This is a genomic window from Paenibacillus sp. sgz302164, assembly GCF_056120505.1.
Genome location: NZ_JBVYOL010000012.1, coordinates 88793 through 114792, shown reverse-complemented (window position 1 = coordinate 114792; position 26000 = coordinate 88793). Strand labels below are relative to the sequence as shown.

Genomic DNA, 26000 nt, shown 5'->3' with positions numbered 1-26000 from the left:
GACAAATGGATGAGAGAAGCAATGCTGCGCAAGCTGCGCGAGGTTCGAACGGAGGCGCGAATTGGTGCTTTGAAAAAGCCGTCCGACGGTCCGGTTCTCGCCGAATGGCTGCACTCGGGAGTGAAATTTGCAGCTTCTTCCGTAAAATTGGAAGACGTCTATTACGAAGCGCTGCGCAAACTGCTCGATTGCATAGTGCCGACAGGCGGCGAAAAGCCCGTTTTGCACGAAGGGGGCATTTATTCGGGCTGCTGGCTGGAAAGCACAGGGACGATCAACGCCGAGCTGCTGTCGCGTTTCATACCGTCGGTATCCCGGTCGACCTATGAATTGTTCGCCGATTATCAGCGCGAGGACGGATTAATGCCTTATAAGCTGACGGCGAATGGGCCGTCCTACAGGCAAATTCAGCTCGTAACGCCGCTGGCCAGAAGCGTATGGAACCATTACCGGTTGCATGGCGGGGACCGGCCGTTTTTGCGAAAAATGTACAAAGCGATGCAGCGTTATGACGAGTGGCTGTCCACATATCGCAATACGCGCGGAACGAACGGGGTGGAGGCGTTTTGTACGTTTGATACGGGCCATGACTTGTCGCCGCGCTTTTGGCACGTGCCGGATACTCCGCATGACAACGATGCAAGGTTGTGCAACCCGGATTCTCCTATCCTGCCTTTCGTGGCCCCTGATTTAACGGCCCATGTATACTGCCAGCGGCTTTATTTGGCGCGGATGGCGGAAGAGCTGGGGGAGAGCGGCGAGATCTGGCGGGAAAAGGCCGAACAAAGCCTGGACAGCTTGTTCCGGTATTGCTTCGATGAGGCGGACGGCTTCTTTTATGATCTCGATAAGAACGATAACCTGGTGCGCGTGCAATCCGACGTCCTTCTGCGTGTGCTTGCTTGCGAAGTGGGGGACCGGGCGTTCTTTGATCAGGCTCTGCGCCGCTATTTGTTGAATACGCGGAAATTTTTTGCCAAATATCCGTTTACGTCCATTGCGATGGACGACCCGCGCTTTGACCCTTTTTCCAGTTACAACAGCTGGGGAGGCCCGTCCAACTTCCTCAGCCTGATCCGCGCACCGTACGCTTTTGAGCATCATGGCCGTTTTGTGGAGTTGACCTATGTGATATATCCGCTTATGGCCGCTTTTCATAAAATGACGCGGTTTTCCCAAGCGGTAAGCCCGTGGACCGGCGAGGAAGGGTTTACGGAAGCGTATTCGCCCGCCATTCTGTGTGTGCTGGACTATGTGGAGCGGCTGAGCGGAATTATGCCCAGACCGGAAGACGAGCTTTGGTTTACCGGGCTGCTGCCTTACGCGGTCGATCACGGTGAGGAGATTGCGAACGGGACCGCTTACAGCCGTATCGTGGATGGAGCCGTATTTGAATTGGTCAACACGCGCGAACAAAGTACGGTTTATCGAAACGGCGAGCTGATTTTGGAGTTTCCGAACGGCTTGAGAGCGGTAACGGACCGGCAAGGAACGTTAAAATCGCTGATCGGCATGAGCGTGCGAACGGTGGAAGGAACTGTCGTTTACGAAGGCTGCGAGCGGCATGTAACGGTAAAAGGAAATGAGATCGCCGATATCGGCAACGGTCTTGAAATAAACAAACGCGCCGTTTACCCGGGCATTATCGCACCCTCATATGGCTAGGAGGACGGAAGGCTCACCGTATTATTGAGGACGCAGGGGCTGTCCCTTCAGCAGTGTTCGATGCTGGCGGGCAAGCCCTTTTTGCATTCGGGAGTCGGCCGGATGTACTAGGGCAAAAGCAACTATGACATTTGTTTCGTTCATGGTAGGATGAATACGCAGAGAAACGGAATCAGGCGTAGCCATGTATCCAAATCAGCGTGGAGGTACCGGACTATGAATATTAACCATCAAATTGTTCCGCTGCTGCAGCTGAAGGACAAGCTGCCAAGCGACAGCTGGAATTTTGCCCGGATCGAGCGGGGTAGGGAAGGGTTGGAAAACGAGATCGCCGTTTATTTTTCGGGGGATACCCGTCTGGAGAGCTTGAATCTGGACGAGCCGTTCGGCGACGAACGGATAGGACTCATCCTGATAGACGGCAATCTTATCGTAGACAATTACATTTACAACGAAAATACGGACGGCGCTGCCGGACTGATCGTGAACGGGCAGCTTTCCGCACGGAACATGCTTGTGGGCGGTCAAGAAATTTATGTGAGCGGCAGCCTGACGGTGCAGGAGCTGTTCTGGGGAGACTACAATCACGGCGATCTTACCGTAAAAGGAGACGTGAGCGCCGCAGTCTTTGCCGAAACGGACGAGTATCACGTGAACATCGCGGGATCGCTGAATTGTACGCAGCATATAACGCAATGGGATAGTCGCGGGGATTGGCAGGACCTGGATAGTGAAATGCTGGAGAGGTGGCTGGCCGAGGAACTGTATGACGAGGATGACGGCGAATGCATGCTGATCCGCAGCAGCGAAGTGCTGCAACTGCTGGAAGCCGGGAAGCCGCTGCTGAAAAAACAAACCGGCGAACCTCCGCTTCAGCCCGAATCTTATTTGCAGAAGCTGCGAGCGGCAGTTACCGTGCAAGCGATCGAAGAGATTTTGGCTTTCCCGATCGTTCATGAGAAGTATTACGACTATTACGATTTGGACAAGGGCGGTTATTGGCACGGGAATCTGTTTTTCGGCTTCCGCCTGCCGGAACAAGGCCGAACGGCCCGGCTCGTTGTAGGGGAAGAGTTCGCGGGCGCAAACGATGAGGAAGATTTCCGCTTTTTCCATTACGATATCGCCGTGAACGAACAGGGAGAAAAAATGGTCGGCCTATACTCCCAGGAAGGCAACGGATATGAAAAGCCGCTGAAGCCGCTATCTACCGATGATTTGAATGAGCTGAAAAAGGCTTTGCGCTATTTCGAGCGCCTCGTCGCGAGGGTTCGGTACGATAACAAAGGGTACGTGCAGGAGAGAGATCGGGAGCTTGCCGAAAGCGCGGCGCTTTCGTTGAGCAAGGAACAGTTTATGCAAGCACTCGCGCAGCAGGAGGACCTGCTCACACAGACATGCACGCTTCTTGGACATACGTTCCGTCTGATTACGGTCAAGCAGGCGGACAATCTGCTGAACGGCATCGAACATCCCCGTCACGACGCCATTTTGTACGATGTTCTTAACGACGCCTGGCTGCATGGCATGGATGAGAAGCCGGTTTATTTCCTGCTGTCCGAAGAAAGCGCGCATCTGGAGCGGCTGGATATGACGCAGCTGGCCGAGGAGGCGGACCGGCTTCATTTTACGATTGCGGGTTACATATTTGCCGCGAATTTGACGGTGGATGGCTTTATCGAAGCTTACGATATCGATTATTCGCCGCCTCTGGTCGTATTGGGCGATCTGACCGCAAGGCACATCGCTTTATGGGGCACCACCTTTTATGTAGGCGGGAATGTAAGCTGCGAATGCTTGTACGGATTTTACAATCACGGCGAGTTGATCGTGGCCGGTCAATTGGCGGCCGGCGCCGTTATTGCCCGTGACTTTGATGTGCATATCGGGCAAATCCGCAGCAATGTGCTCATCTCCGACGATCATATTTACGGTATCGACGAGCTCAGGGATGAGGACGGAGGGATTATCGAGCGCTGGACGCTGTACCCGTCGACACACCTCGCCAAGGACGTCCTGCGTGACGAACTGGTTGCGGCGAGTGCCGGAACGGACGGCCTATGGCCGGATCAGAGCCTGCTTCTGCGCTGGTTTGACGAAGGAAAATCGGTGATCGATCAGGACAAGCTGCAGCAAACTTATGCGTCTTTTGCCGAGGAGCTTCCGGCTGCGTTTGACGAGATTTTCCGCGATGGCGTCGGGAGTCCTGAAGGCGAGAGCCTGTACAAAATCAAACTGGACGATGCGGGGAGCTGCTTCTACTACCAGAGCCACGAACCGGAGTGGAGGCAGGTCGGGTTCATGGACGGCACGTACTTTTACAGCCTGCGGGTCGTTTGGTACTTGCAAGAGAACCGGTGGCAGCTATTGTACGATGTCCATAACGAGCAGTGGGAGCTGCTGTGCCAATTCGAGACCGCTCCGGAAAACGAATATACGTCAACGCTGGCGGTGAAAAAAAGGTTCCGCGAAGCTTTGCAAGCTCTGCGGTACGAGCGAAGCAGGTCGGCGTTGGTGAATCGGCCGGAAGACAAGCTGCTTGACGTCCTGAGAACGGGGGAAAGCCATCCCGATGTTCGGCAAGTCGTGCGGTTGCCTGACTTGTATGTGCCTTCCGGCAGCATAGTGGCCGCCGATCCGCTCGCGAATGCGGAAAGGCCGGCTTTTACCCGCCGGACGCCTGTCGGGACGTTCCCGGTCTATTTATATATCGACCGTCAGTACGGCCGTGTTTGCTGCGCTGAAATCCGCTTCTCCGAAGAGGAGATAGCGGCTTGGGAGCTGGCGCTGCTTCCCGGGCAAGATGTCCGCCAATTAAAGCCCGGCGAAATATTCGGGTATCCGGTCGATGCCGGACTGGGCTGCTTCATGGACGCGGAGAGCGCGCAGCAATTAATGGCGCACGAGCGGGAATTGGCGGCAGAGCTGGACGGCGAATATGACAACTATTACGACGATTACCTCAGCGAGCTGCTGGAAGGCGATGAAGCGGTAAGCCCGGATTACTGCAATGTTGTCCCTTTTCCGGAAAAACCGCACAATGCCGCCGTATTCAGATCGGGCTGGGGCGACGGGTTCTATGCTTCCTACTTCGCACTGAACGAAAACGGGCAAGTGGTCCGCCTTGTAACGGATTTCGCCTGCTTAGGGGAGTAGAAGAAAATTATAATCACTGACCGAATGTGTCAGTGATTATTTTGTATACTACCTACAGAGCAGTATAAAATAACCGTGTCCCCGATTGTAGCGTTCCGCGTACAGAGAAGGGTTAAGGGCATCCCGCCTAGAATGTTACATCATGCAATTATGCGAATAACAGAAAGGTAGCGTTGCAATGTCAAAAGCGGACAATATGCTGTCCATTTTATGGCTGCTCCGGTCCGGCAAGCGAATGACCGCCCAACAGCTGGCAGACGAGTTGGAAATCCATATTCGAACCGTATACCGCAGCATCGATTCGTTATGTGCCAGCGGTGCGCCAATCATTGCTGACTCGGGTCCGGGCGGCGGCTATCAATTGCTCGACCATTTTACCGACGCCCCGCTGATGTTCGATGTCGAGGAGCAGAAGGCGCTGATGCATGCATCGGTTTTTGCCAGGGAGGCCGGATATCCGTTTACGGAGGCGCTGAACCGGGCGGTTGACAAACTGAAACGTTATGCGAACGACAAGCAGCTCGATCAAATGGAGCGGCATAGCGCGGGGATTTCAGTCATTCACCCGCCGGTCGACGGGAAGCTGCAGGTTCTGCTTCAAGTGCTGGAGGAGGCGACAGCTCGCGGGGAAGCGGTGGAGATGAAGTACTTTAGCGGCAAGCAAGAAACGCCGGGCACGCGCGAGTTCGAGCCTTACGGACTCATACATTGGAAAGGAAGCTGGTATTCCGTAGGCTATTGCTGCCTTCGGCGGGAGCTGCGCAGCTTTCGTGCAGACCGCATCGCCGCTTTGAAACCAACCGGCCGTCATTTCGAGCGGCCCGATCATTTTTCCGCGAAAGATTTCCTTATGAGCAGCCTGCTGCCCGGTTCCATGGATGCCGGCTCTCTTGTAACCGTGCGCATTCGAGGGCATGAACTTGCGCTGAACGAACTGGTCCGGCATTGGTTGTTTGGCCATACGCTGGCCGAACGCAGCGGCGGAGAAGCCGTATTCCGGTTAGGCAGCGACTCGTTGAAAACTTACGTGCCTTATTTTCTGCTCCCATACGGAAAATCGCTGACCATTCTCGAACCGGATTTTCTCATAGCGAAAATGACGGAAATAAGCTCTGAAATTGTGGCGCATTATAAAAAGATGCAATCGGAAATCATTCCTAAAAGAGGTGGCGACTATGAATAATTTCGCAATGTATGCTAAAATAACGGCCCATCCGGGGCAAAGGGACGCGCTTGTGCAAATTTTGCTCGAAGGAGCCGAACTGATGAACGCGATAGAGGGCTGCGCGCTTTATATCGTTAACGAATCGGAGGACGATCCGAATGTCGTATGGGTAACGGAATTGTGGGGAAGCTCGGAAGCCCATGACGCTTCCCTCCGCAATGAGGGAGTATTGGCGCTCTTGCAGCGCGGCAGGCCTTTGATCGCGGGAGCGGAGCCTATCAAGCTGCGTCCTGTCGGAGGCAAAGGCATTTCTTAAGCTTGATGGCCGGTAGCTCCCTGGTAATGATGCACATGAGGCCTCCTTCCATTTAGGGTTGTATACCCTTCAAAATAATGATAATGACCGCCGCCGGGAATGTCGATCGCCGGACCCGTTACACCGTGAATCGTGTGAGTGTGACCTTGATTGACTGACGTCATGGTATGGTATCTGTGCACGTGCGGAACTCCGGTTAGAGCCGGCTCGGTTACGCCGGCATATTGATGGACATGCCCGTCATCATAAGAAGTAACGCCGGAATAAGGGTGTACATGATAAACGGGCCGACCGTCCCAAGATGTAATATAAAGTCCATGAGCATGTTCGTTTCCTGATTCGTTGGAATGAACGACAAAACCCTCCACTGGTATTCTTTTCAAATTAGCAGCTCCTTTGCAAATTTTTTTTATATATTATGTTGGATATTGGCCGTATGGAATATCGTTTCATCAAAATTCCCATGCGTTTTTCAATTTATGGTAATGAAGCCAAACATCCTGATCATATATAAAAGTAAACAGAAAGGAAGCTAATGGAGGGCTGCTCATGAGTGATGGATTTGTCGGTCGATCTTTGGATGAAATCCGTTTTTGGTCCCGGATTATGAAGGAACATTCGTTTTTCTTGAGCTTGGGATTTCGCCAAGAGGATACTCAACTCATCCAGGAGGCTCACCATTTTTATCATATTTTTGAAGGAATTGAAGCGCAGTCGCATGCTTTGGATGAACATACGGATCCGACGACGATCCTGCAGTTTAATACGGAAGTACATACGGCTGCATCGCATATATGGGCTTTTAAAAGAAAAATATTGGGGCTTATCCTAACCTGCCAACTGCCGGGGCAAACGAATTTTCCGCTATTGGTGGATCATACCAGCCGGGAAGCGAATTATTTCCGCAATCGGCTGGAAGAATTAAACCAAGGCAATCTTGAACCGCTGCAAGATGCCATTATTGATGAAAATGTGTTCTTCCTGCGGATCATGGCCGACCATGCGAAGTTCATCGGCCACTTGTTGGATCCGTCCGAGCGAAAACTTGTCGATCAAGCCCGCGATTTTAGCCATGATTTCGATCAATTATTGTTTCAAGCCAGGGATTTATCCTCCATGCGGCCTCAGTCCCAGACAGATCCATTGTTAAACCAATTCCTTGATCAGAACAGGGTATCCGTAAAATCTTTGCGCGATTTCAAAAAGACGGCCAGAGATTTAATCGACCAATGTAAAATAAAAAGCATTATTCATCCGCTATTGGCGGATCATGTATTCCGCGAGGCGGAGCGGTTTTTGGAAATAATTGAGATGTTTGAAAGGTCGTTAGCAGGGGAAAGCATTGCCGGCGGCAAGTAAAAGCGTTAGAAAAGAAGAGCTATGCTTAGGCTTGGTACACCCTTCGGTAGAAGGGTTTCTTTTTTTGCCCAAAAAACGTCCCCGGCGGGTTGGTAAACAGAAAACCTGCGAAAGTGCAGGCTGCCCAAAAACCCCCACGTTAGAGGAGATAGCCATAATCTGCCCGTCTGCACGAAGAAAACCTGCAAAAATACATGAATTTGCGCCCGTGATCGCTGTACACGAAGAATTCCTGCAAAAGTGCAGGCTTTTCAGCGGGGACATGGGCTCAGGTTCACTTTCAGCGAAAATTCCTGCACTTTTGCAGGCTTTTCACCAAAATAAGCCAATTTCGAGAAAAAAACCTGCACTTTCGCAGGTTTTCTCCCTAGCAAGCTGATTTCTGCCCATTCGTGCAATTCCACGACCTGCACCGGGTGAGGCACGCGCTCAGAAAAAGCGGCTGTCCCCCAAATTAGTCACACTCGTTCCCCTAACCCTCACAGAGTGTCGCGATTGCCAAGCGAGGCTGGGAACGGCTAAGCCGCCAACCGGAAAGGAAGCCTATTCAACGAGTGACATCCCTATTCGATTCAGGGTTAGATGGAAATGGGGGACAGCGTTTTTCCCGTTTCGAGCAAACTTTTCAAGTTGCTTAGGACGGCCGGCCATCCGTTGTTCAATCCTTCGAACGTATCCTCTTTATCCAGCAAGTCGGCGGGCAGCAGGTTTTCGTGCTTAAGCGTTAATTTTACAGCTTCTTTCATCGGTCTCAGCTCAAAAGTGACCCGTGACGGCTGCTCGCGGACGATTGGATCATTCACGTAATTCCACGTAAAGGAAAGCAATCGATGCGGTTCGCACTTCAGGATAATTCCGTGATCGGAGACTTCTCCGTTACGGGAATAGGTGATGCTTGAGCCTTCCTGCCAATCGGACTGAACATCGCTTCCAAAGAAATACTTTTTGGTAAAATCGCCGCTTGTCAGAGCTTCCCACAGTTTTTCCGGTGTCGTGGCGATGTAAGTAACATAAACAAAGGTCGTATCAGTCATTTTTATTCTCCTCCAGTTTTTCTTTAAGTTCGCGCAAAGCATCGATCCGCTGCCGCTCATACTTTCCAATCCAGCGATCGTAAATTTCCCCGATAGGGGCGGCGTTCAAATCATGCAGTTTATTTCGTCCTTGCCATTCAACGGCAACTATTATATGCAGCCTTTTGGGTGCATGTCAAGGCGGCAGAACGAGGCTTTAGACCTATCCAGAACGCAGTATAATTTGCCGATATATGGAAAGAAGAATGAGAGGATAGAGGTGCGATATATGCCTAAAGGATTTTTTTCACAGGGAGTTATGGTGCTCTTGTCGGAGGCCGTTTCGATCCGCAAAATAGAAGAGATGCTTAATCGGCGGTTCGAAATTGTAAGTATAAAGGAAACCTATGAAGAGTGGGTGTTCGGCGGCCCCAGCCTGCTTGTTCCATACCGTCCGGAAGTCAACGGGTATATTCAGGTTGACGTCGTCGACAGGCCCTGGCCGGACGACATGGGCGACCCGTCGGAGGAGGCCATGATATTCGGGGCCTGGTCAATGGGCTTTTTCGGGCCTTATACGTTCCCGAACAATTTGGAGCGCGCGGCGCAGCAGGCGTGGGGATATCCCGAAGGACGGCAGGCTTGCGCCGATCACGAGGCGTTCATCCGCATCCGTTCCACGTATACGTTTGGTCAAATGGACGATCAAGCGCCGCTTTTGCCTGAGGATTATGAATCGCTTCCTGAGCTTTTGGCCGTGACCGACATCGCTGGTGTTCTGCTTCAACTGCCCGAAGCGCTTTGCTATTTCAACCCGAGCGGGGAGTGCCTCGCTTCTACAGAGATGTTTCATGAACTGTATGAACGCTATGAACAGACGGCGCTGCCTCCGCTGGAACTGTGGTCCAATGTCAGGATGTTTAACATTCCCAGCGATGAAAACTGGCTATTGATGGATTCGGTCGGCATGCTTCAATTGGATGTGACCGATCATGAGGCGATTTTTCATCGTCATGTTTACGACCCTGCCGAAGTCGCCAACTTTCTAAGAAACATATCGAATTATGTATACGAGAGCGGCCCCGTTATTAAAAATGGCGATACGACAGACGGGCCGGGCGGGGTCCGTTGGCAGGGCGTTTTGGCGGAGGAAGGATTGGCTGGACCGCCGCGCGAAGTAATCCGATGGTATCCGATGGACGGCAGGGAACGCCCGGCAATGCCGGAATGACCGACCGTTTTCCTGCCAATGCGGGAGAGGAATTTTTTAGAATATAGCAATTAAGAAGAAATCTTGCCCCTGTGTTTATGATAATATGAGTGCATGACATAGCCTAGAAGGGTGAGGAAATCATGAGAACCGAAATATCAAGAGGCAGGCTCTGGACGGCGCGAATCATGAGCTGGCTGGTTATTTTGTTTATGCTGTTCGATAGCATTTTTAAGTTCATTCAACCCGTACCCGTTGTAGAAGGCACAGTTGCTCTCGGCTATGCCGAGCACCATATCGCCGTAATTGGCATACTCGGGCTGATTTCTACCATTCTGTACGCCGTTCCTCGTACATCTTTTCTGGGTGCGCTGCTGCTGACCGCTTATTTTGGCGGGGTGGTTGCCACGCATATTCGAATGGACGCGCCGCTTTTTACGCATATTTTATTTCCGGTATATTTTGCTGTCCTGGCTTGGGGTGGAGTTTGGCTGAGAGACGAGCGCGTGCGCAAACTCATTCCATTTCGCAGCAAATGATCGGTTAAGCGTGCGAACTTTCGTACATTGACATTTTCGGGTTTCATAACTAATATTAAGAGAGTTTCTCACAACTTCATATTTTGGAAATAGGTGTAGTTAAAGTTTGTATCTAAGCTTTAATCGCTTAAAAGGGAAGTCCGGTTTAATTCCGGCACGGACCCGCCACTGTACATGAGGTTCAGCCATGCCGGCTGATTTCTTTCGGAAAAGCCACTGGGCCATAAACCCGGGAAGGTCCGGAAGTCATACTCTTAGTCAGGAGACCTGCCTGTTTCAACATCACTGTTAGATCTACGGGATATTAGGGAGGTGGTTGGATGTGCTCATTTGTAAAATGTCTAAGTCCATGAACCCCTTCATGCTGAAGCGGTTTTAGCCGTTGTCTAGCCATGTACGCGTATAAAAAGCATTTCCGACTGCTTGTCTTGGGTCGGGTGTGCTTTTTTTGTTTTTTACTAAAAGGGGGATGCAAGATGAGAACAATGGAAAACAGATTTTCGCTGATTAAATGGGGAGTGATTGCAGCGGTTGTGCTTTCGCTGGCGGGATGTTCTACGCAGGACAAAACGAGCGGAACGGACACAAAGCAATCGTCCGCAGCCAAAAAGCTGACCGTAGCTTACACGTGGAAGCCTTCCGGCGTAGACCCCCACGGAGCGGACAGTTGGGACGTTATGCGTTCCGGCGCCGGTGAAACACTGGTTCGTCTCAACGAAAAGTTGGAGCCCGCTCCTTGGCTGGCCAAAGAGTGGAAGCAGGTAAATCCGACGACATGGGTGTTTAAACTGCAGGAAAACGCCACTTTTCATAACGGAAAGGCGATGGACGCGGAAAGTGTCAAAAGTTCGCTGCAGCGCTCGATCGAGAAGAGCCATTTAGCCAAAGATTTGCTGCAGCTGAAATCCGTGGAGGTCGTCGCGCCGCATGAATTGAAAATCGTAACGGACAAGCCGAATGCCGCATTGGTATCTAATTTGGCAGATCCGTCCACGATTATCTTGGATACGGCGTCGATGGATGCGAAAAGCGGTTACCCCGCCATGACAGGGGCGTTTAAAATCAAACAGTTTAACAAAGACGAGTCGCTTGTCGTCGAGAGATATCCGAATTACTGGGGAGAACCGGCCTTATTGTCCGAAGTCACGATGAAATTCGTAACGGATGGCAATGCCCGTTTGATGGCGCTGCAGTCGGGTCAAGCGGATGTCGCGACCGATATTCCGATCGACAGTGCGGCCTTGTTGGAAAAGGACAACAAGACCAAGGTGCTGTCGGCCCCGTCGCTTCGGACACACATGATGCTTTTTAATATGAAATCCCCCTTGTTCCAGGATGCGGCTAACCGGAGGGCGGTAGATCAATCGATTCCGCGGGAGGCTATTGCAGGTACCGTTATGAAGGGTTACGGCACTGCAGCAAAAGGCCCATTTCCAAGCGTACTTCCGTTTGGTAAAGTAGAACGTGCGGCGCAAAACCTCACTGTCGGGCAATTGCTGACACAGGGCGGCTGGCAGAAAAATGCGCAAGGGATTTGGGAAAAACAGGGGAAACCGTTCGAGGCGACACTGTTAACTTTTCCGCAGAGGCCGGAGCTGTCCGTCATGGCCGAGGTCATCCAAAGCCAGTTATTAAAAGAAGGCATTAAGATCAACATTCGCAAAGTGGAAAATATCGATGACGCTTTGCTGAAGGATGATTGGGATTTATCGATGTACAGCATGTTAACGGCGCATACAGGCGAACCGCAATATTTTTTGAACACGTTCTACCGGTCGAATAGCGAGTCCAACGTCAGCCGGTACGCGTCGCAGCCGTTGGAACAGATTCTGGATCAACTTCTTTTGGCGTCGGATCCGGCTCAAAGAAATCAATTGGCCGTACAAGCCCAGGAAATTGTGAACACCGATCTGCCGCAGTCGTTTATCGTTCATCCCAATAATGTATTTGGCGCTAAAAAAGGCGTGCAAGGATTTACTCCTCATCCGATCGAGTACTATTACATTCATTCTAAAGTCGATATGACGGAATAACAGGTGAAGCATTCAATGATTCGCTTTTGGTTGGAACGTGTGGCCCAACTCGTCATCGTTATATTTATGGTTTCTACTTTGACTTTCATTTTGATGCGGGTATCTCCCGGAGACCCGGCTGCCATCCTGCTGAAGGCGCACGATGTGCCCGCTTCCCCGGAAGCGTTGGCGTCATTGCGCCGGCAGCTGGGGCTCACGGATTCGCTATGGATGCAGTACATCCATTGGCTGCGCGACGTTTTCACATGGCAGTGGGGTCAATCTTACGTTTCCAAAGAACCGGTACTGGACGAACTCGTCAAAAGGTTGCCCGCAACTTTAGAATTGGCTGCAGCCGGATTTGCCATCATGGTATTCCTTACTTTTGGCTTGGGAATTACGACAGCTATTTTTTCCAACGGATGGCTGGATCGAACCGGCAGGTTTTTGGCGCTTGCGGGGTCTGTTCTTCCTTCGTTTTTGCTCGGCTTTCTTTTGATCTATTTGTTCTCCGTCCGGCTCGGCTGGTTTCCCTCCATGGGCCGCAGCGGCGCGTCCAATCTGGTTTTACCCGCAGTTACGCTCGGTCTTGGGCTAGGTACTATGTATGCACGGGTTTTGCGCGCGAATATGTTGAAATTGCACGATATGCCATTTATTAAAGCTGCCAAAGCGAGAGGGCTGTCCAGAAGCCGTATTTTTATATTTCATGTGCTTAAACATGCAGTGCTGCCTCTTTTGACGATCATGGGTACGAATTTTGCGTTTATGCTGGGCGGCAATGTCATTGTCGAAACGATATTTGCCTGGCCGGGTTTGGGCAAATATTTGATTGACGCGATTGCATTTAGAGACTATCCGGTCATTCAGGGGTATGTGATCTTCGCGACTTTCCTGATCGTGTCGATTCATTTGCTGGTGGAGGCTGTACAAGTTTCTCTGGACCCGCGGCTGTCGGCCCAATAGGAGAGGGGAAACACGGATTGAATACAACACGGTTCACTTTCAACGGGAGTCTACTAACCGGAATTGGGTTGTTGACGGTTATCGTCATCATCGGGGTGGCCGCGCCCTGGCTCGCTCCTCACGATCCGCTGCAAATTGATCTATTGAACCGGCTGGCCGTCCCCAGCCTGGAATACCCTTTCGGTACCGATCATTTGGGACGCTGCGTATTGTCGCGAACGATGTACGGCATACGAACGACTGTAACGGTTGCGTGTATGATTATGGTGTTTACGGTATGCATCAGCTTGCCTATCGGTCTTTTCATCGGGTATTTGCGCGGTCTAACGGACCGCATTTTGATGCGTGCGATTGATGGCATGCTTGCCATTCCCGACATGGTGATCACGGTTGCGGCCGTCGGCATTCTAGGCCCGAGTCTGACGAATATGGTTGCAGCTATCATTATGGTTCGCTGGGCAACCTATGTTCGTTTTATTCGCACCCTCGTTCAAAAAGCTTGCCGCGAAGATTATATTTTGTATGCGCGTCTGTCGGGCAATTCGCACTTTCGCATTATGAGGCGCTATATTTTTCCGAAAATCGTTTCCCCGCTCGCCGCATTCGGCGCATGGGATATGGGGAGGGTCGTACTCATGATTGCCGGTCTTTCGTTTCTCGGTCTCGGCGCGCAGCCGCCGACACCCGAATGGGGAGTCATGCTGCACGATGCGACGGCATATTTCCAATTGGCTCCACATGTCATGCTGTTTCCGGGGCTGGCGATTATGCTGTTTGTATGGGCTTGCCAGCTTATGGGAGACCGTTCCGAAAGAGGTGCAGCGTGACAGCGAACCGGAAATCTTTGTTAAGTGTCGAGAAGTTAACGATTTCACAAATGGCATCCGATCCGCCAAAACCGCTTGTCCGGGAAGTATCGTTTCAATTATATCCGGGTGAAATTGTCGCGCTTACAGGGCCGAGCGGGTGCGGCAAAAGTTTAACTGCACACGCGATCGTCGGGTTGTTGGAACCGGAATTGAAAGTAACGAGGGGCCAGATGATGTATAACGGTCAAAATATCGCCGGCAACGATGACCGAGGATGGCAAAAGCTCCGCCGGGAAGAAATTGCCCTGCTGATCCAACACTCGTTGAACGGGCTGAATCCGATCCTGACGGTAAAAAAACAGATGACGGAAACTTTGCGGCACAGGAAAACGTACTTAAAAAAAGATATCGAACCTTACCTGTGCGAGCTTCTGAGCCAAGTCGGCTTTTCGGACCCGAAGCATATTTTATCCGCCTATCCTTTTGAATTGAGCGGGGGGATGTGTCAAAGGGTGCTGGTGGCCATGATGTTAAGTTTGAGGCCTAAACTATTGATTGCCGACGAACCGACAACGGCCCTTGATGCGATCAACAGGGACAAGGTGTTGACCTTGTTCAAACAGTTGAGAGACGATTACGCGCTGACCATCCTGCTGATTTCGCATGACAGGCAAAGCGTGAGGCGGATTTCAGATCGCGTTATCCAAATGAAACCGGAAGGAATCCTTCAATGATCAAGCTGGAATTGCGGCAGGTGACAAAGTCATATCCGATTAGAACAAGGCATCGATCGCGCTTTAAGGCACAGACAACCGGCGTCCAGGCGGTGAAGCAGGTTGACTTGATTTTGCATAAGGAAGAATGCCTAGGTTTAATCGGGGAAAGCGGCAGCGGCAAAAGCACGCTCGCCAAATTGATCATGCGGCTGGAGCCGGTATCTTCGGGGCAAATCCTGCTTGACGGGCAGCCGATTTCCGGCAAACGGACGAACGATCTCGATATTTACAGGCGTATTCAACTGGTGCTGCAGGATTCGTCTTCCTCTTTGCATCCGGGCATGACGGTGAGTGAAATTTTGGAAGAACCGATCTGCAATTATTTTCCGGAAGAAAAAGCAAATGTTCAAGAGCGGTGCTCAGACCTATTAAAGCTCGTCGATCTCGATGACTCGTATTTATCCAAGCATCCGCATCAATTAAGCGGCGGACAGAAGCAGCGCGTTTGTATCGCCAGAGCGTTGGCCGTACGGCCCGAAACGATCATTTTTGACGAATCCGTCGCAAGCCTGGACCCGTCGTCGCAAACTTCCATGCTGCAAATGTTAAAACGCGTGCAAAAGCAATCACAATTATCTTATTTGTTTATTACGCATGATCTTATTTCCGCCCAATCATTCTGCGACCGGGTTGCTGTCATGTATCAGGGAGAAATTGTGGAGACATTCACGGATTGGGACGACTCGCATTTTAAACATCCTTATACACGTTTGTTGTTCCAATCGATATTTGCATGAACCGGAGGGGAGCCGAATGAACTTGCTGTTAAAAGATTACGAAATCAGGGAAATCGAATTGGAGGAGGCGGCTGCGGCGGTGGATTTCGCTATGAGGATCCGCAGAGAAGTTTTTCCCATGCTGGATCCCTATACGCTGCCGTCCGATTTGGCGGATTTTCAAAACGTATATGACCGGTCGGAGAAGGCTGCATTTCTCGCGGCTTTCGATAAAGACGGTGCGATTGCCGCAACAGCGGCATTTTTGCGTTATGACGATCGCATTCAAGACATGAAAGGCCGTTATTCATCCCGGAAGACGGCGGAATTGGTGAAATGCTACGTGAAACCGGAGCTGAGACACCAAGGGCTGGGCTCCGAATTAGTAAGGGAAGTGCTCCAGCTCGCCCGCGTCAAAGGGTATGAGACCATGTACCTGCACACGCATCGTTTTTTGCCTGGGGCGGTGCGTTTTTGGGAGAAGCAGGGATTTGTGCTGCGTCTGGAGTCATTTGATTCCTATGAAACGGTGCATATGGACAAAGGTTTGAACGATTGCGCGATTTGATTCGTCATTATACAATCAAACATATCGATTTCATTCGAATGGAGAGGAATACATATGTCCGAAACTAAGCTGGTTATTGGCTATGACGATTATGAAGATGGCGTGAAAATAACGCAATTGATTGAACAATTGGCGGAGGGCCCGCAAAGCAAAGAGCTGGAAAGCTTAATTATCGGCGATTGGGGCGGCTCTTACGAGAACGATTCCGCTTCTGTCGTGGAGACGCTTGTCCGGTTAAAGGACAGCTTTCCGAAGCTGCGCAAGCTGTTTATCGGCGATATGGAGTTTGACGAATGCGAAGTGTCCTGGATCAGGCAATCCAATGTGGCGCCGCTGTTAACCGCTTATCCGGAGCTTCGCTCGCTGATCATTAAAGGAAGTACGGAGCTGGAGCTGACCCCGGCCAGCCACGAGAAGCTGGAAGAACTGGTCATTATTTGCGGCGGCCTCGGCAAAAATGTGCTTGACAGCATCGCGGGGGGCCATTTTCCTCAGCTGAAAAAGCTGGAGCTGTATCTCGGCGTGGAAGGGTACGGATTCGACGGGAACCTGGAGGATGTACTGCAGGTGGCTCAGCCGGGCAAATTCCCTGAACTGACTTATTTAGGCTTAAAAGACAGCGAAATTCAGGATGAGATTGCGATCGCACTCGCCGAGTCTCCGATTCTAGACCAATTGCACACGCTGGATTTATCGCAGGGAACGCTGTCGGATGCCGGGGCGGAGGCACTGCTGAACAGCGAGCGGGTGAAAAAGCTGCAATTTCTTGATTTAAGCTACCATTATATGTCCGAAGAAATGATGGAGCGCTGGAAGCAATCCGGATTGAATGTCGATATTAGCGACGTCCAGGATGCGTCTGATGACGATTACCGTTATCCGTCCTTAACGGAATAGCCATGGAGCCGATGATCGTAATCGGCAATCCGGATAACCGGCGAACGGCGGGATTGCAGGAAGCCCGGCAAAAACTCGGGCTTCCGCCTGCGCACGTTGTATCGTATCTGGAGCTGCTGCGGGGAGAGCATGCGCTTGCCAAAGCTGCGGAGCAGTCCGCCCGGCAAGGGGACAGCTCCCCGCTGCTGCGCATCGATGCGCCCGGCGAGCATTTCGAGGTGGAGCGCGAAATCATCGCGCTGGGGGCGCCGGATGCCAGGGCGGAATGGCGTGATGACCGCCTGCTGCCCTTCGGCGGCAGACCCGATCGCCAGCCCGTCTCGATGAAAGCCGCGCTGGCGATCAAAGAGCAGCGGGGGCGCATCTATCATCCCTCGCAATGGTTTCGCGGCTTCGGACGGCTGCTCGCCCGGCTTGAGCGCGAGGCGCAGGAGCTGTGGTCTGCGCCCCGCTGGTTGAATGCGCCTGCCGATATCGCAGGCATGTTCGACAAGCGGCAGACTCACCGGACGCTGACGGAAGCCGGCGTCCCCGTGCCACGGCTGCTTGCGCCCGCAGAGGCGCTTGCCGATTACGAGGCGCTGCGGGCTGAGATGCTGGAGGGGCGGATGCACCGCGTATTCGTGAAGCTGGCCGCCGGTTCAGGCGCCTGCGGCGTGGTGGCTTACCAGCTCAATCCGCGGACCGGCGAAGAGCTTGCCGTTACCACGATCGGCGTGGAAAATTATATCGCCACGCCGCCCGTCTATTATAACGCCGTCAAGCCGCGCCGCTACAGCGATCCGGCAACGATAAGACAGGTGCTGAACTGGCTGCTTCAGCACGGAGCGCATGTCGAGCAGTGGATCGCGAAAGCTTCCGTCGGGGGACGGGCGTTCGACATCCGGCAGTTGGTGGTCGCAGGCGAGGCTTGCCACAGCGTAGCGCGGGTGAGCCGTACGCCGATCACCAATCTGCATTTGCGGAGCGAGCGGATGGGGCTTGACGAGATCGGACTCTCGGCCGATGTGCAGCAAGCTGTGCGGGAATGCGCGGAGCGGGCGTTGTTCGCGTTCCCGCATTCCCGGGTGGCGGGGATCGACGTTCTGCTGCGCAGCGGCACGCTGACGCCTTTTGTGGCGGATGTGAATCCGTTCGGCGATCTGTTATACCGCGTGCTGCACAAGGGCTATGATACATACACTTGGGAACTGAAGCGGCTGACGGCTGTTTCGATCGAGAATGAAGCGGTTCAAAACAGGAAGGTGACAACGACTTGATGGATATGAACCGGATTGTGGGCAGCCACGACATCCTGATGATTACGCTGGATACGCTGCGCTACGATGCCGCGGTGCTGGAGGAGGCAAACTGCCCGAATTTGTGCGGCGGCGGGCATTGGGAGAAGAGGCATACGCCGGGCAGCTTCACTTATGCGGCGCATCACGCTTTTTTTGGCGGATTTTTGCCGACTCCCGCCACCACGAACAAAGCCGAGCACATCCGGCTGTTTCATTCCAAGCATACCGGACTGAAGACACATCCTCGCACATGGCTGTTCGATGCACCGGACATCGTGTCCGGGCTGGCGGCCGAAGGCTACACGACCGTCTGCATAGGCGGCGTCATCTTTTTCACGAAGAAAGTGCCTTTGGCGCGCGTGCTGCCGGGATATTTTCAGCACAGCTACTGGCGCATGACATTCGGAGTGACCAATCCGCGCTCCACCGAGCACCAGGTCAACCATGCGATAAAGCTGCTCAGCGGAATTTCCGAGGATGAGCGGTTGTTTTTGTTTTTGAACGTTTCGGCCATTCATGGACCGAACCATTATTATGTGCCGGGCGCCCGGAAAGATTCGGTGGAGACGCAGCGTGCGGCGCTGCGCTATGTCGACGGGCAGCTCGGCCGTTTGTTCACGGCGATGAGCGCCCGCAAGCGCCCGGTTTTGTGTCTTGCGTTCTCCGATCACGGAACGGCTTATGGAGAAGATGGATACGAAGGGCACCGGCTGGCTCATGAGGTCGTCTGGACCGTGCCTTACCGCGAATTTATTTTGTAGATTTATATGGAAAGGATGTGGTTACAGGTGCCAAATTCCCGTATGCCCGATCCTGACGATGCTCGTTGGAAAGAGCGCATGCAAGCAGATCCGTACCGCTCGTATTTGTATTCTTATCCGCACAAAACGGCTTACCGCGAGCTGACGCCAGAGCTGTCTTTGGAAGAGCTGTGGCGGGACGAAGAGGCGGAAACTTTTTTCCTGTACATGCACATTCCGTTTTGCGGCGCCCGGTGCGGCTTCTGCAATTTATTTACACTGCCGGACAAGCGTACGGATGCGCACCGGCAATATGTGGACGCGCTTGAGCGGCAGGCGAGGCAGTGGGCGCCCTATGTGAGCCGCAAGCCGTTTGCGCGTTTTGCCATCGGCGGCGGAACGCCTACGCTGCTTGAGCCTGCGCTTTTGGAACGGCTGTTCGGCATCGCCGAAGAGGTGATGGGACTGGATGCGGCGCAGGCGTCCATCTCCGTCGAAGCGTCTCCCGAGACGGTGACGCCGGAGAGGCTGGGCATTCTTCGCGAGCGGCAAGTGGATAGGATCAGCATGGGCATCCAAAGCTTTGTCGAAAAGGAAACCGCCGCGATTTACCGTCCGCAAAATCCGCTGGAGGCGGAGCGGGCGCTGGATGTGTTGAAGCGGTACGATTTTCCGATATTGAATCTGGATTTGATTTACGGCCTGCCCGGACAGACGGTTCGATCATGGTTGTATTCGCTGGAGCGGACGCTATCTTTTGAACCGGAGGAAATTTTTATTTATCCGCTGTACACCCGGGAGCACACGATTGTGAAGCCGGGGGACCGCCGGTTGAGCGGCGACGACGTGCGCATGGACTGCTATGCCGCCGCGCGCGAACGTTTGCTGGCCGAAGGGTATACGCAGTATTCGATGCGCAGGTTCGCCAAGGAGCGGGCGGGCTCCCGCAAACATCCGCTTCCCTACGGCTGCCAGGAGGAAGGCATGGTCGGGTTGGGCTGCGGGGCCCGTTCGTACACCCGGCGCGTTCACTACTCGTCCCGCTACGGCGTCAGCCGGCAGGCGACGGAGAGCATCATTGCCGATTACGTTGCCGCCGCGCGGTACGATTTTGCGGATTACGGCATTGTTCTTGGCGAACGGGAGCAGAAGCGGCGCTTCATTTTAAAAGCGATTTTGCATCGTGAAGGCTTGCCGCTTCACTCCTACAAAGCGCGGTTCGCAAGCGATCCGCTTGGCGATTTTCCGGAGCTGGATGTGCTGCTGAGAACGGAGTGGGCTGTGCTGTCGGAAGGGGTGCTTCGGTTGACTGATGAAGGTTTGGCATATTCCGACGCGATCGGAGATTGGCTTATTTCACCAGAGGTACGCGAGCGGATGGAAGGGTACGTGTTCACATGAAGGCGACGTTATACTACCGGGGCAGCCTGTCCTCCTGCAATTACGATTGCCCGTACTGCCCGTTCAGCAAAAACAAGGATAGCGCCGAGACGCTTGCCAAGGACCGGATGCAAGTGGACGTGTTTGTGGACTGGGTGCGCCGGCAAGCGCGTGAGGGGCACCGGCTGTCGGTGTTTTTCAACCCGTACGGCGAGGGTTTGATCCACCGCTGGTACAGGAAGGCGATCACGGAGCTGTCGCATATGGAGCATGTCGATAAAGTGGTGATCCAGACGAATCTGTCGGCCATTTTGGCATGGACGGCGGAGCTGAATCCGCACAAAGCGGCCTTCTGGGCCACTTACCATCCGGGACAGACGGGCGAATCGGCTTTCCTGGCGCAGTGCGGCGAGCTGCATGGCCGCGGCATACCGTTCAGCGTCGGGACTGTCGGGGTAAAAACGGCCTTTGAGGCGATTGCCTCGCTGCGCCGGGCTTTGCCGGATGACGTGTATGTGTGGGTCAACGCTTTTAAGGATAAAAGCGGCTATTATACCGAAGCCGACCGCGCATTTTTGCGCGGGATCGATCCGCACTTCGAACGCAATCTAATCGATTACGAGAGCGCCGGCAGGCGCTGTGCGGCAGGGGAGTCGGTATTTTATGTGCAGGGCTCCGGCTTGGTGAAACGATGTTATCAGGACCGCCAGGTGATCGGCCATCTGTACCGGGACGGCCTGGAACGATTGTCCGGCCCGCAGACGTGCAGGATGAAAAGCTGCGGCTGCTACATCGGCTATATTCATCTGCCGGATCTTCGCATGGCGGAAGTATACGGGGACCGTATGCTTGAACGCATCGCAACGCCGCTGACATAGCCGCTTTGCAGTTTCAAGCGAAATGGATGCCTACGACAGCCGCCGGCAGCTATACGAACAAGCTTGATCGATCCTGCCGTATGGTTGTTGTTCGACGATCTAAATGTACTCATCCCTTGAACTCGAATAATAAGTTGGGAGCCGGACTGGAAACCGCTACCACTTGCGAATTGTGGAAATCTGCTTGAAATTTCATACAGAAATTGTACTGATTTCGTAAAATCGAAAAATAGGCATGAAAAATCGAACAGAATCGTTCCTTGAGCGGGAAAAATGACTTTTGTATGCAAAAAATCAAACAGAATAGCGCAGAAGGGACTGCAACCGGTTACAGCATCCACCCGACGCAGCCTGATTCGAGATCGAGCACGCCAGTGTACATGCGCCGAACATCCCCCATCCTGTCAGTAGCCAGGCGGACGAACCCAAATGATGGGGTCTCCGCAAGCGTTTGATCCTTTTATCAATATTATTGATAAATTATATAAGATCATTCTAATTGACCCGCTGCTCTACCTGTGATAGGTTCAAGAGAGTAAATTAAAAGCTGATACGCATACTAGGAATTCATCATTTTTTGCATGTTATGAGAGGTGGATATTTTTTGGAACTTCAAGTCATGAACAGTCCCTTTAATCAGGAACAGGTAGAATTGCTAAATCGTCTGCTTTCTACGCTAACGGAAACCCAGCGAATCTGGCTGACCGGTTATTTCGCGGCTCTTCAAGGATCGGCATCTGCAGCGGTATCCGGCGCGGCGCCTTCGGCAGCTGCAGCGGCTCCGGCAGCGAGTGCCCCGGCGATTCCCAAAGAAGTGACCGTACTCTTCGGATCACAGACCGGCAAGTCCCAGGGGCTAGCCAAAAAGGTGTCCAAGAAGCTGGAAGAGCTCGGATTTCAGGTGGCGCTCTCCTCAATGGCAGACTTCAAACCGAATAATTTGAAAAAGCTCAAAAACCTGCTTATTCTCGTGAGCACCCACGGGGAAGGAGAGCCGCCGGATAATGCGATTTCATTCTATGAATTCCTTCATAGCAAAAGAGCGCCGCAGCTGGAGGATCTGCGCTTTTCCGTACTCTCGCTCGGAGATACGTCTTACGAGTTTTTCTGCCAAACAGGCAAAGATTTTGACAAAAAGCTGGAAGAACTGGGCGGCAAGCGGCTTACGCAGCGCGTCGATTGCGACGTGGATTTCGATGAGCCTGCCGCGGAGTGGATGAATCAAGTTGTAAGCTCTTTAAGCGAAGCTTCAGCAGCCTCAGTCGTTGCAAGCGGAGCGGGAGCGGCGGCGGTTGAAAGCGGGGGCGAATCGCAATACTCCAGAACGAACCCGTTTCAAGCCGAAGTTCTTGAAAATTTGAACCTGAACGGCCGCGGTTCGGATCGTGAAACTCGCCATATCGAGATCTCGCTGGAGGGGTCCGATCTTCAATATGAACCGGGCGACTGCTTGGGCATTTATCCGGAAAATCACCCTCGTCTTGTAGACGAATTCATCGAAGCTATGGGGTGGAGCGCCAACGAGCCCGTTGCCATAAATAAAAATGGCGAAAAGCGTCCGCTGCAAGAGGCGCTGCTTCGTAATTATGAAATTACCGTACTGACGAAGCCGCTGCTTGAGCAAGCTTCGAAACTTAGTCCGGATAATGGGCTGCAAGAACTGCTGGCTGCAGGACGTGAGCAGGATCTTAAATCGTATCTTGCCGGACGGGATCTCTTGGATCTGGTTCAAGATTACTCCTTTAAGGGCGTATCCGCCGGCGAATTCGTATCGATCCTGCGAAAAATGCCTGCCCGGCTTTATTCGATCGCAAGCAGCTCCAAAGCTTTCCCCGGCGAGGTTCACGTTACGGTGCGCACGGTACGTTACGATTTGCGCGGAAGAGAGCGTTACGGGGTGTGCTCCGTGCAGCTCGCGGAACGCATCAAGTCTGGCGATACGCTGCCGGTTTATATTCAAAACAACCCGAATTTCAAGCTGCCTGACAATCCGGAAACGCCGGTCATTATGATCGGACCCGGAACCGGCGTTGCTCCGTTCAGAGCTTTTTTAGGCGAACGGGAAGAGAGCGGAGCCGAAGGGAAAACATGGCTTTTCTACGGCGATCAGCATTTCTCCACAGATTTTCTGTATCAGATCGAATGGCAAAAATGGCTCAAAAACGGCGTGTTGACGCACATGGACGTCGCGTTCTCCCGCGATACCGACCAAAAAGTTTACGTGCAGCACAGAATGCTTGAAAAGAGCACTGAGCTTTATAAATGGCTTCAGGAAGGGGCATGCGTCTACGTTTGCGGCGACGAAAAGAAAATGGCGCACGATGTCCATGCAGCTTTGGCAACGATCATTGAACAAGAGGGCGGTTTCAGCGCGGAAGAAGCTGCGGAATATTTGACCCGGATGCAGCAGCAAAAACGTTATCAACGGGATGTATATTAAGTTTCGCATCCCAAAGATCGCAAGAGGAGTGAGGGCAATATGTCAGAAAATAATTTACTTTCAGCGAACAGTGCGCCGCATAGCGACGTAGAACATATCAAAATCAGAAGCAATTACTTGCGCGGCAGCCTAGAAGAGACGCTTGAGGATCGCATCACCGGGTCCATTCCCGAGGATGACAACCGGTTGATGAAATTCCACGGAAGCTACATGCAGGACGACAGGGATCTGCGAAATGAACGGCAAAAGCAGAAGCTGGAGCCGGCTTATCAATTCATGCTCCGCGTACGCGCCGCCGGCGGGATTGTCACGCCAGAGCAGTGGCTGATGATGGACCGGGTCGCACGGAAATATTCCGGCGGAACGATCCGCCTGACGACCCGTCAATCTTTTCAGCTTCATGGCGTAATCAAGTGGAACATGAAGCAGACGATTCGGGAAGTAAACGATGCGATGCTAAGCACGTTGGCCGCTTGCGGCGACGTAAACCGCAATGTGATGTGCAACCCGAATCCGTACCAGTCGGACGTTCATTCCGAAGTGTACGAGTGGGCCCGCCGTGTCAGCGATCATCTTGATCCGCGGACCAAAGCCTATCACGAAATTTGGCTTGACGGCGAAAAAGTGGTGGACAGCCGGGACGGAGTAGAGCAAGAGCCGATCTATGGGCCCGTTTATTTGCCGCGCAAGTTTAAAATAGGCATGGCTGTACCGCCTTCCAACGACGTAGACGTATTCTCGCAAGATCTTGGATTCATCGCGATCGTAGAAGAAGGACGTCTGAAGGGCTTCAACGTTTCGGTAGGCGGCGGGATGGGGATGAGCCACGGCGATCCGCTGACGTACCCGCAGGTCGCGCAAGTCATCGGATTCATCAAGCCTGAACAAATGATTGACTTGGCGGAGAAGACGGTTACGATTCAACGGGATTATGGCGACCGCTCGGTGCGCAAGCATGCCCGTTTTAAATACACGATCGACGACCGCGGTATCGATTGGTTCATTGAAGAACTTACCGCTCGCCTGGGCTGGAAACTGGAGGAAGCGCGTCCGTACCATTTTGATCATAATGGGGACCGGTATGGTTGGGTGAAAGGGAATGACGGAAACTGGCATTTCACCTTGTTTATCCAAAACGGACGGGTCAAAGACGACGACAATTACCTTTTGATGACGGGATTAAGGGAAATTGCCAAGGTTCACACTGGGGATTTCAGGCTTACTCCAAACCAGAACCTGGTTATCGGGAACGTAAGCAAACAGAAAAAGAAAAAGATTGAAGAACTGATCAAGGATTACGGGCTCACCGACGGACACAATTACTCGGCATTGCGGAGAAATTCCATGGCCTGCGTCGCTCTTCCGACTTGCGGGTTGGCGATGGCCGAGTCGGAGCGCTACCTCCCGGATCTGTTGAATAAGATCGAACCTATGCTGCAGGAGGCCGGATTGCAGGACAAGGAGATCGTCATTCGCATGACCGGCTGTCCGAATGGATGCGCCCGCCCGATGCTGGCGGAAATCGCGTTCATCGGCAAGGCGCCCGGCAAATACAACATGTATTTGGGTGGCGGCCATTCCGGTAACCGGCTGAACAAGCTGTACAAGGAAAACATTGGCGAAGCGGAGATCCTGGAATCGCTGCGGCCGATTATCGCTCAATATGCGAAGGAACGGCGTGGAAACGAGCATTTCGGCGATTTTGTCATTCGCGCGGGCTATGTCAAAGAAGTTCGTTCCGGGCAAGACTTTCATTCATAAACAAGCCTGACCGAAAATGAATCGCGCCAAAGGGAGGCTAATCAGGATGCCCTGCGTGCCGGGTTTTAAGGCACCCTCCTGATTGCGCGGAAAAAACCTGCAAAAGTACAGTTTTTACTCGATGGATACGCTGGCCGCGACAAATTCCTGCAAATGTGCAGGCTTTTCGCCGTGAACATGGGCTTAGATTCATTTTCATCGAAAATTCCTGTACTATTGCAGGTTTTTCGCCAAAACGAACGATTTTTATGGAAGAAACCTGCACAATCGCAGGTTTTTTTTGTTACACTCTCACTTCAGCTCCGCAATCCGTGTAGGAGAGGCATGGATTGACGAAGAGGGCTGTGCTGTGCT

Annotated in this window: 23 protein-coding genes and 1 riboswitch; of the genes, 21 read left to right on the top strand and 2 right to left on the bottom strand. The window is 52.6% G+C overall.

Annotated elements, in window-relative coordinates; translation table 11 throughout:
- Positions 1 to 9 precede the first annotated feature (9 nt).
- The 4 genes from AC0LWT_RS20495 to AC0LWT_RS20480 all read left to right on the top strand — a co-directional run bounded on the left by AC0LWT_RS20495 (position 10) and on the right by AC0LWT_RS20480 (position 6302).
- Complete coding sequence (locus tag AC0LWT_RS20495) at positions 10 to 1665, top strand: MGH1-like glycoside hydrolase domain-containing protein (protein ID WP_474683121.1); 1656 nt, start codon at positions 10 to 12, stop codon at positions 1663 to 1665.
- Between the two features lie 216 nt (positions 1666 to 1881).
- The gene (locus AC0LWT_RS20490) at positions 1882 to 4821 is read left to right on the top strand and encodes a DUF4241 domain-containing protein (RefSeq protein ID WP_474683120.1); all 2940 of its coding nucleotides are present in this window, start codon (positions 1882 to 1884) and stop codon (positions 4819 to 4821) included.
- A 178-nt stretch (positions 4822 to 4999) separates the two neighbouring features.
- Complete coding sequence (locus AC0LWT_RS20485; protein WP_474683119.1) at positions 5000 to 6004, top strand: helix-turn-helix transcriptional regulator; 1005 nt, start codon at positions 5000 to 5002, stop codon at positions 6002 to 6004.
- Entirely contained in the window at positions 5997 to 6302 is a 306-nt protein-coding gene (locus AC0LWT_RS20480; RefSeq protein ID WP_474683118.1) for a putative quinol monooxygenase, read from the top strand. The genes AC0LWT_RS20485 and AC0LWT_RS20480 overlap by 8 nt, the downstream gene beginning before the upstream one ends.
- On the opposite strand, the gene AC0LWT_RS20475 is transcribed toward AC0LWT_RS20480, so the two are convergent.
- Complete coding sequence (locus AC0LWT_RS20475) at positions 6299 to 6685, bottom strand: YmaF family protein (RefSeq protein WP_474683117.1); 387 nt, start codon at positions 6683 to 6685, stop codon at positions 6299 to 6301. The genes AC0LWT_RS20480 and AC0LWT_RS20475 overlap by 4 nt on opposite strands.
- A gap of 166 nt (positions 6686 to 6851) precedes the next feature.
- Here AC0LWT_RS20475 and AC0LWT_RS20470 point away from each other — a divergent pair, with 166 nt between their 5' ends.
- Positions 6852 to 7661 carry a DUF2935 domain-containing protein gene (locus AC0LWT_RS20470; RefSeq protein ID WP_474683116.1) on the top strand — a complete coding sequence of 270 codons (810 nt, stop codon included), beginning with the start codon at positions 6852 to 6854 and terminating at the stop codon, positions 7659 to 7661.
- Positions 7645 to 8040, top strand: a complete 396-nt coding sequence (locus tag AC0LWT_RS20465; RefSeq protein WP_474683115.1) for a hypothetical protein — start codon at positions 7645 to 7647, stop codon at positions 8038 to 8040. Before AC0LWT_RS20470 ends, AC0LWT_RS20465 begins: the two co-directional genes overlap by 17 nt.
- A gap of 199 nt (positions 8041 to 8239) precedes the next feature.
- On the opposite strand, the gene AC0LWT_RS20460 is transcribed toward AC0LWT_RS20465, so the two are convergent.
- Entirely contained in the window at positions 8240 to 8695 is a 456-nt protein-coding gene (locus AC0LWT_RS20460; RefSeq protein WP_474683114.1) for an SRPBCC family protein, read from the bottom strand.
- Between the two features lie 268 nt (positions 8696 to 8963).
- Between AC0LWT_RS20460 and AC0LWT_RS20455 the strand changes: the two genes are divergently transcribed.
- From AC0LWT_RS20455 to cysI, 15 genes are all read left to right on the top strand, one after another.
- Positions 8964 to 9905: a DUF4261 domain-containing protein gene (locus AC0LWT_RS20455; RefSeq protein WP_474683113.1), complete on the top strand. Its 942-nt coding sequence runs from the start codon at positions 8964 to 8966 to the stop codon at positions 9903 to 9905.
- Between the two features lie 122 nt (positions 9906 to 10027).
- Complete coding sequence (locus tag AC0LWT_RS20450) at positions 10028 to 10423, top strand: DoxX family protein (RefSeq protein ID WP_474683112.1); 396 nt, start codon at positions 10028 to 10030, stop codon at positions 10421 to 10423.
- A 74-nt stretch (positions 10424 to 10497) separates the two neighbouring features.
- Positions 10498 to 10712, top strand: a riboswitch (cobalamin riboswitch).
- Positions 10713 to 10899: 187 nt separating this feature from the next.
- Entirely contained in the window at positions 10900 to 12456 is a 1557-nt protein-coding gene (locus AC0LWT_RS20445; RefSeq protein ID WP_474683111.1) for an ABC transporter substrate-binding protein, read from the top strand.
- A 15-nt stretch (positions 12457 to 12471) separates the two neighbouring features.
- Positions 12472 to 13401: a nickel ABC transporter permease gene (gene nikB, locus AC0LWT_RS20440; RefSeq protein ID WP_474683110.1), complete on the top strand. Its 930-nt coding sequence runs from the start codon at positions 12472 to 12474 to the stop codon at positions 13399 to 13401.
- A 17-nt stretch (positions 13402 to 13418) separates the two neighbouring features.
- Positions 13419 to 14228, top strand: a complete 810-nt coding sequence (locus AC0LWT_RS20435) for an ABC transporter permease (protein ID WP_474683109.1) — start codon at positions 13419 to 13421, stop codon at positions 14226 to 14228.
- Positions 14225 to 14944: an ATP-binding cassette domain-containing protein gene (locus tag AC0LWT_RS20430; protein WP_474683108.1), complete on the top strand. Its 720-nt coding sequence runs from the start codon at positions 14225 to 14227 to the stop codon at positions 14942 to 14944. Before AC0LWT_RS20435 ends, AC0LWT_RS20430 begins: the two co-directional genes overlap by 4 nt.
- Positions 14941 to 15723: an ABC transporter ATP-binding protein gene (locus AC0LWT_RS20425; RefSeq protein ID WP_474683107.1), complete on the top strand. Its 783-nt coding sequence runs from the start codon at positions 14941 to 14943 to the stop codon at positions 15721 to 15723. Before AC0LWT_RS20430 ends, AC0LWT_RS20425 begins: the two co-directional genes overlap by 4 nt.
- A gap of 16 nt (positions 15724 to 15739) precedes the next feature.
- On the top strand, positions 15740 to 16270 hold the full coding sequence (locus AC0LWT_RS20420; RefSeq protein WP_474683106.1) for a GNAT family N-acetyltransferase: 531 nt from the start codon (positions 15740 to 15742) through the stop codon (positions 16268 to 16270).
- 54 nt (positions 16271 to 16324) lie between these two features.
- Complete coding sequence (locus AC0LWT_RS20415) at positions 16325 to 17167, top strand: STM4015 family protein (protein ID WP_474683105.1); 843 nt, start codon at positions 16325 to 16327, stop codon at positions 17165 to 17167.
- A gap of 2 nt (positions 17168 to 17169) precedes the next feature.
- On the top strand, positions 17170 to 18426 hold the full coding sequence (locus AC0LWT_RS20410) for an STM4014 family protein (protein ID WP_474683104.1): 1257 nt from the start codon (positions 17170 to 17172) through the stop codon (positions 18424 to 18426).
- Positions 18423 to 19208 (top strand): STM4013/SEN3800 family hydrolase, encoded by a 786-nt coding sequence (locus AC0LWT_RS20405; RefSeq protein ID WP_474683103.1) that lies wholly within the window; start codon positions 18423 to 18425, stop codon positions 19206 to 19208. Before AC0LWT_RS20410 ends, AC0LWT_RS20405 begins: the two co-directional genes overlap by 4 nt.
- Positions 19209 to 19250: 42 nt before the next feature.
- Positions 19251 to 20588 carry an STM4012 family radical SAM protein gene (locus tag AC0LWT_RS20400; protein ID WP_474683262.1) on the top strand — a complete coding sequence of 446 codons (1338 nt, stop codon included), beginning with the start codon at positions 19251 to 19253 and terminating at the stop codon, positions 20586 to 20588.
- Complete coding sequence (locus tag AC0LWT_RS20395; RefSeq protein WP_474683102.1) at positions 20585 to 21445, top strand: STM4011 family radical SAM protein; 861 nt, start codon at positions 20585 to 20587, stop codon at positions 21443 to 21445. Before AC0LWT_RS20400 ends, AC0LWT_RS20395 begins: the two co-directional genes overlap by 4 nt.
- A 604-nt stretch (positions 21446 to 22049) precedes the next feature.
- The gene (locus tag AC0LWT_RS20390) at positions 22050 to 23885 is read left to right on the top strand and encodes an assimilatory sulfite reductase (NADPH) flavoprotein subunit (RefSeq protein ID WP_474683101.1); all 1836 of its coding nucleotides are present in this window, start codon (positions 22050 to 22052) and stop codon (positions 23883 to 23885) included.
- Between the two features lie 39 nt (positions 23886 to 23924).
- Complete coding sequence (cysI, locus tag AC0LWT_RS20385; RefSeq protein WP_474683100.1) at positions 23925 to 25646, top strand: assimilatory sulfite reductase (NADPH) hemoprotein subunit; 1722 nt, start codon at positions 23925 to 23927, stop codon at positions 25644 to 25646.
- The last annotated feature ends 354 nt before the right edge of the window (positions 25647 to 26000 follow it).

Bases quoted from the DNA above. Each gene is read 5' to 3' on its own strand.
- AC0LWT_RS20425 (WP_474683107.1), top strand. From the start codon at position 14,941: ATGATCAAGCTGGAATTGCGGCAGGTGACAAAGTCATATCCGATTAGA.
- AC0LWT_RS20455 (WP_474683113.1), top strand. From the start codon at position 8,964: ATGCCTAAAGGATTTTTTTCACAGGGAGTTATGGTGCTCTTGTCGGAG.
- AC0LWT_RS20460 (WP_474683114.1), bottom strand. From the start codon at position 8,695: ATGACTGATACGACCTTTGTTTATGTTACTTACATCGCCACGACACCG.
- AC0LWT_RS20485 (WP_474683119.1), top strand. From the start codon at position 5,000: ATGTCAAAAGCGGACAATATGCTGTCCATTTTATGGCTGCTCCGGTCC.
- AC0LWT_RS20490 (WP_474683120.1), top strand. From the start codon at position 1,882: ATGAATATTAACCATCAAATTGTTCCGCTGCTGCAGCTGAAGGACAAG.
- AC0LWT_RS20415 (WP_474683105.1), top strand. From the start codon at position 16,325: ATGTCCGAAACTAAGCTGGTTATTGGCTATGACGATTATGAAGATGGC.
- AC0LWT_RS20400 (WP_474683262.1), top strand. From the start codon at position 19,251: ATGCCCGATCCTGACGATGCTCGTTGGAAAGAGCGCATGCAAGCAGAT.
- cysI (WP_474683100.1), top strand. From the start codon at position 23,925: ATGTCAGAAAATAATTTACTTTCAGCGAACAGTGCGCCGCATAGCGAC.
- AC0LWT_RS20450 (WP_474683112.1), top strand. From the start codon at position 10,028: ATGAGAACCGAAATATCAAGAGGCAGGCTCTGGACGGCGCGAATCATG.
- nikB (WP_474683110.1), top strand. From the start codon at position 12,472: ATGATTCGCTTTTGGTTGGAACGTGTGGCCCAACTCGTCATCGTTATA.
- AC0LWT_RS20395 (WP_474683102.1), top strand. From the start codon at position 20,585: ATGAAGGCGACGTTATACTACCGGGGCAGCCTGTCCTCCTGCAATTAC.
- AC0LWT_RS20495 (WP_474683121.1), top strand. From the start codon at position 10: ATGAGAGAAGCAATGCTGCGCAAGCTGCGCGAGGTTCGAACGGAGGCG.
- AC0LWT_RS20480 (WP_474683118.1), top strand. From the start codon at position 5,997: ATGAATAATTTCGCAATGTATGCTAAAATAACGGCCCATCCGGGGCAA.
- AC0LWT_RS20445 (WP_474683111.1), top strand. From the start codon at position 10,900: ATGAGAACAATGGAAAACAGATTTTCGCTGATTAAATGGGGAGTGATT.
- AC0LWT_RS20470 (WP_474683116.1), top strand. From the start codon at position 6,852: ATGAGTGATGGATTTGTCGGTCGATCTTTGGATGAAATCCGTTTTTGG.
- AC0LWT_RS20410 (WP_474683104.1), top strand. From the start codon at position 17,170: ATGGAGCCGATGATCGTAATCGGCAATCCGGATAACCGGCGAACGGCG.
- AC0LWT_RS20420 (WP_474683106.1), top strand. From the start codon at position 15,740: ATGAACTTGCTGTTAAAAGATTACGAAATCAGGGAAATCGAATTGGAG.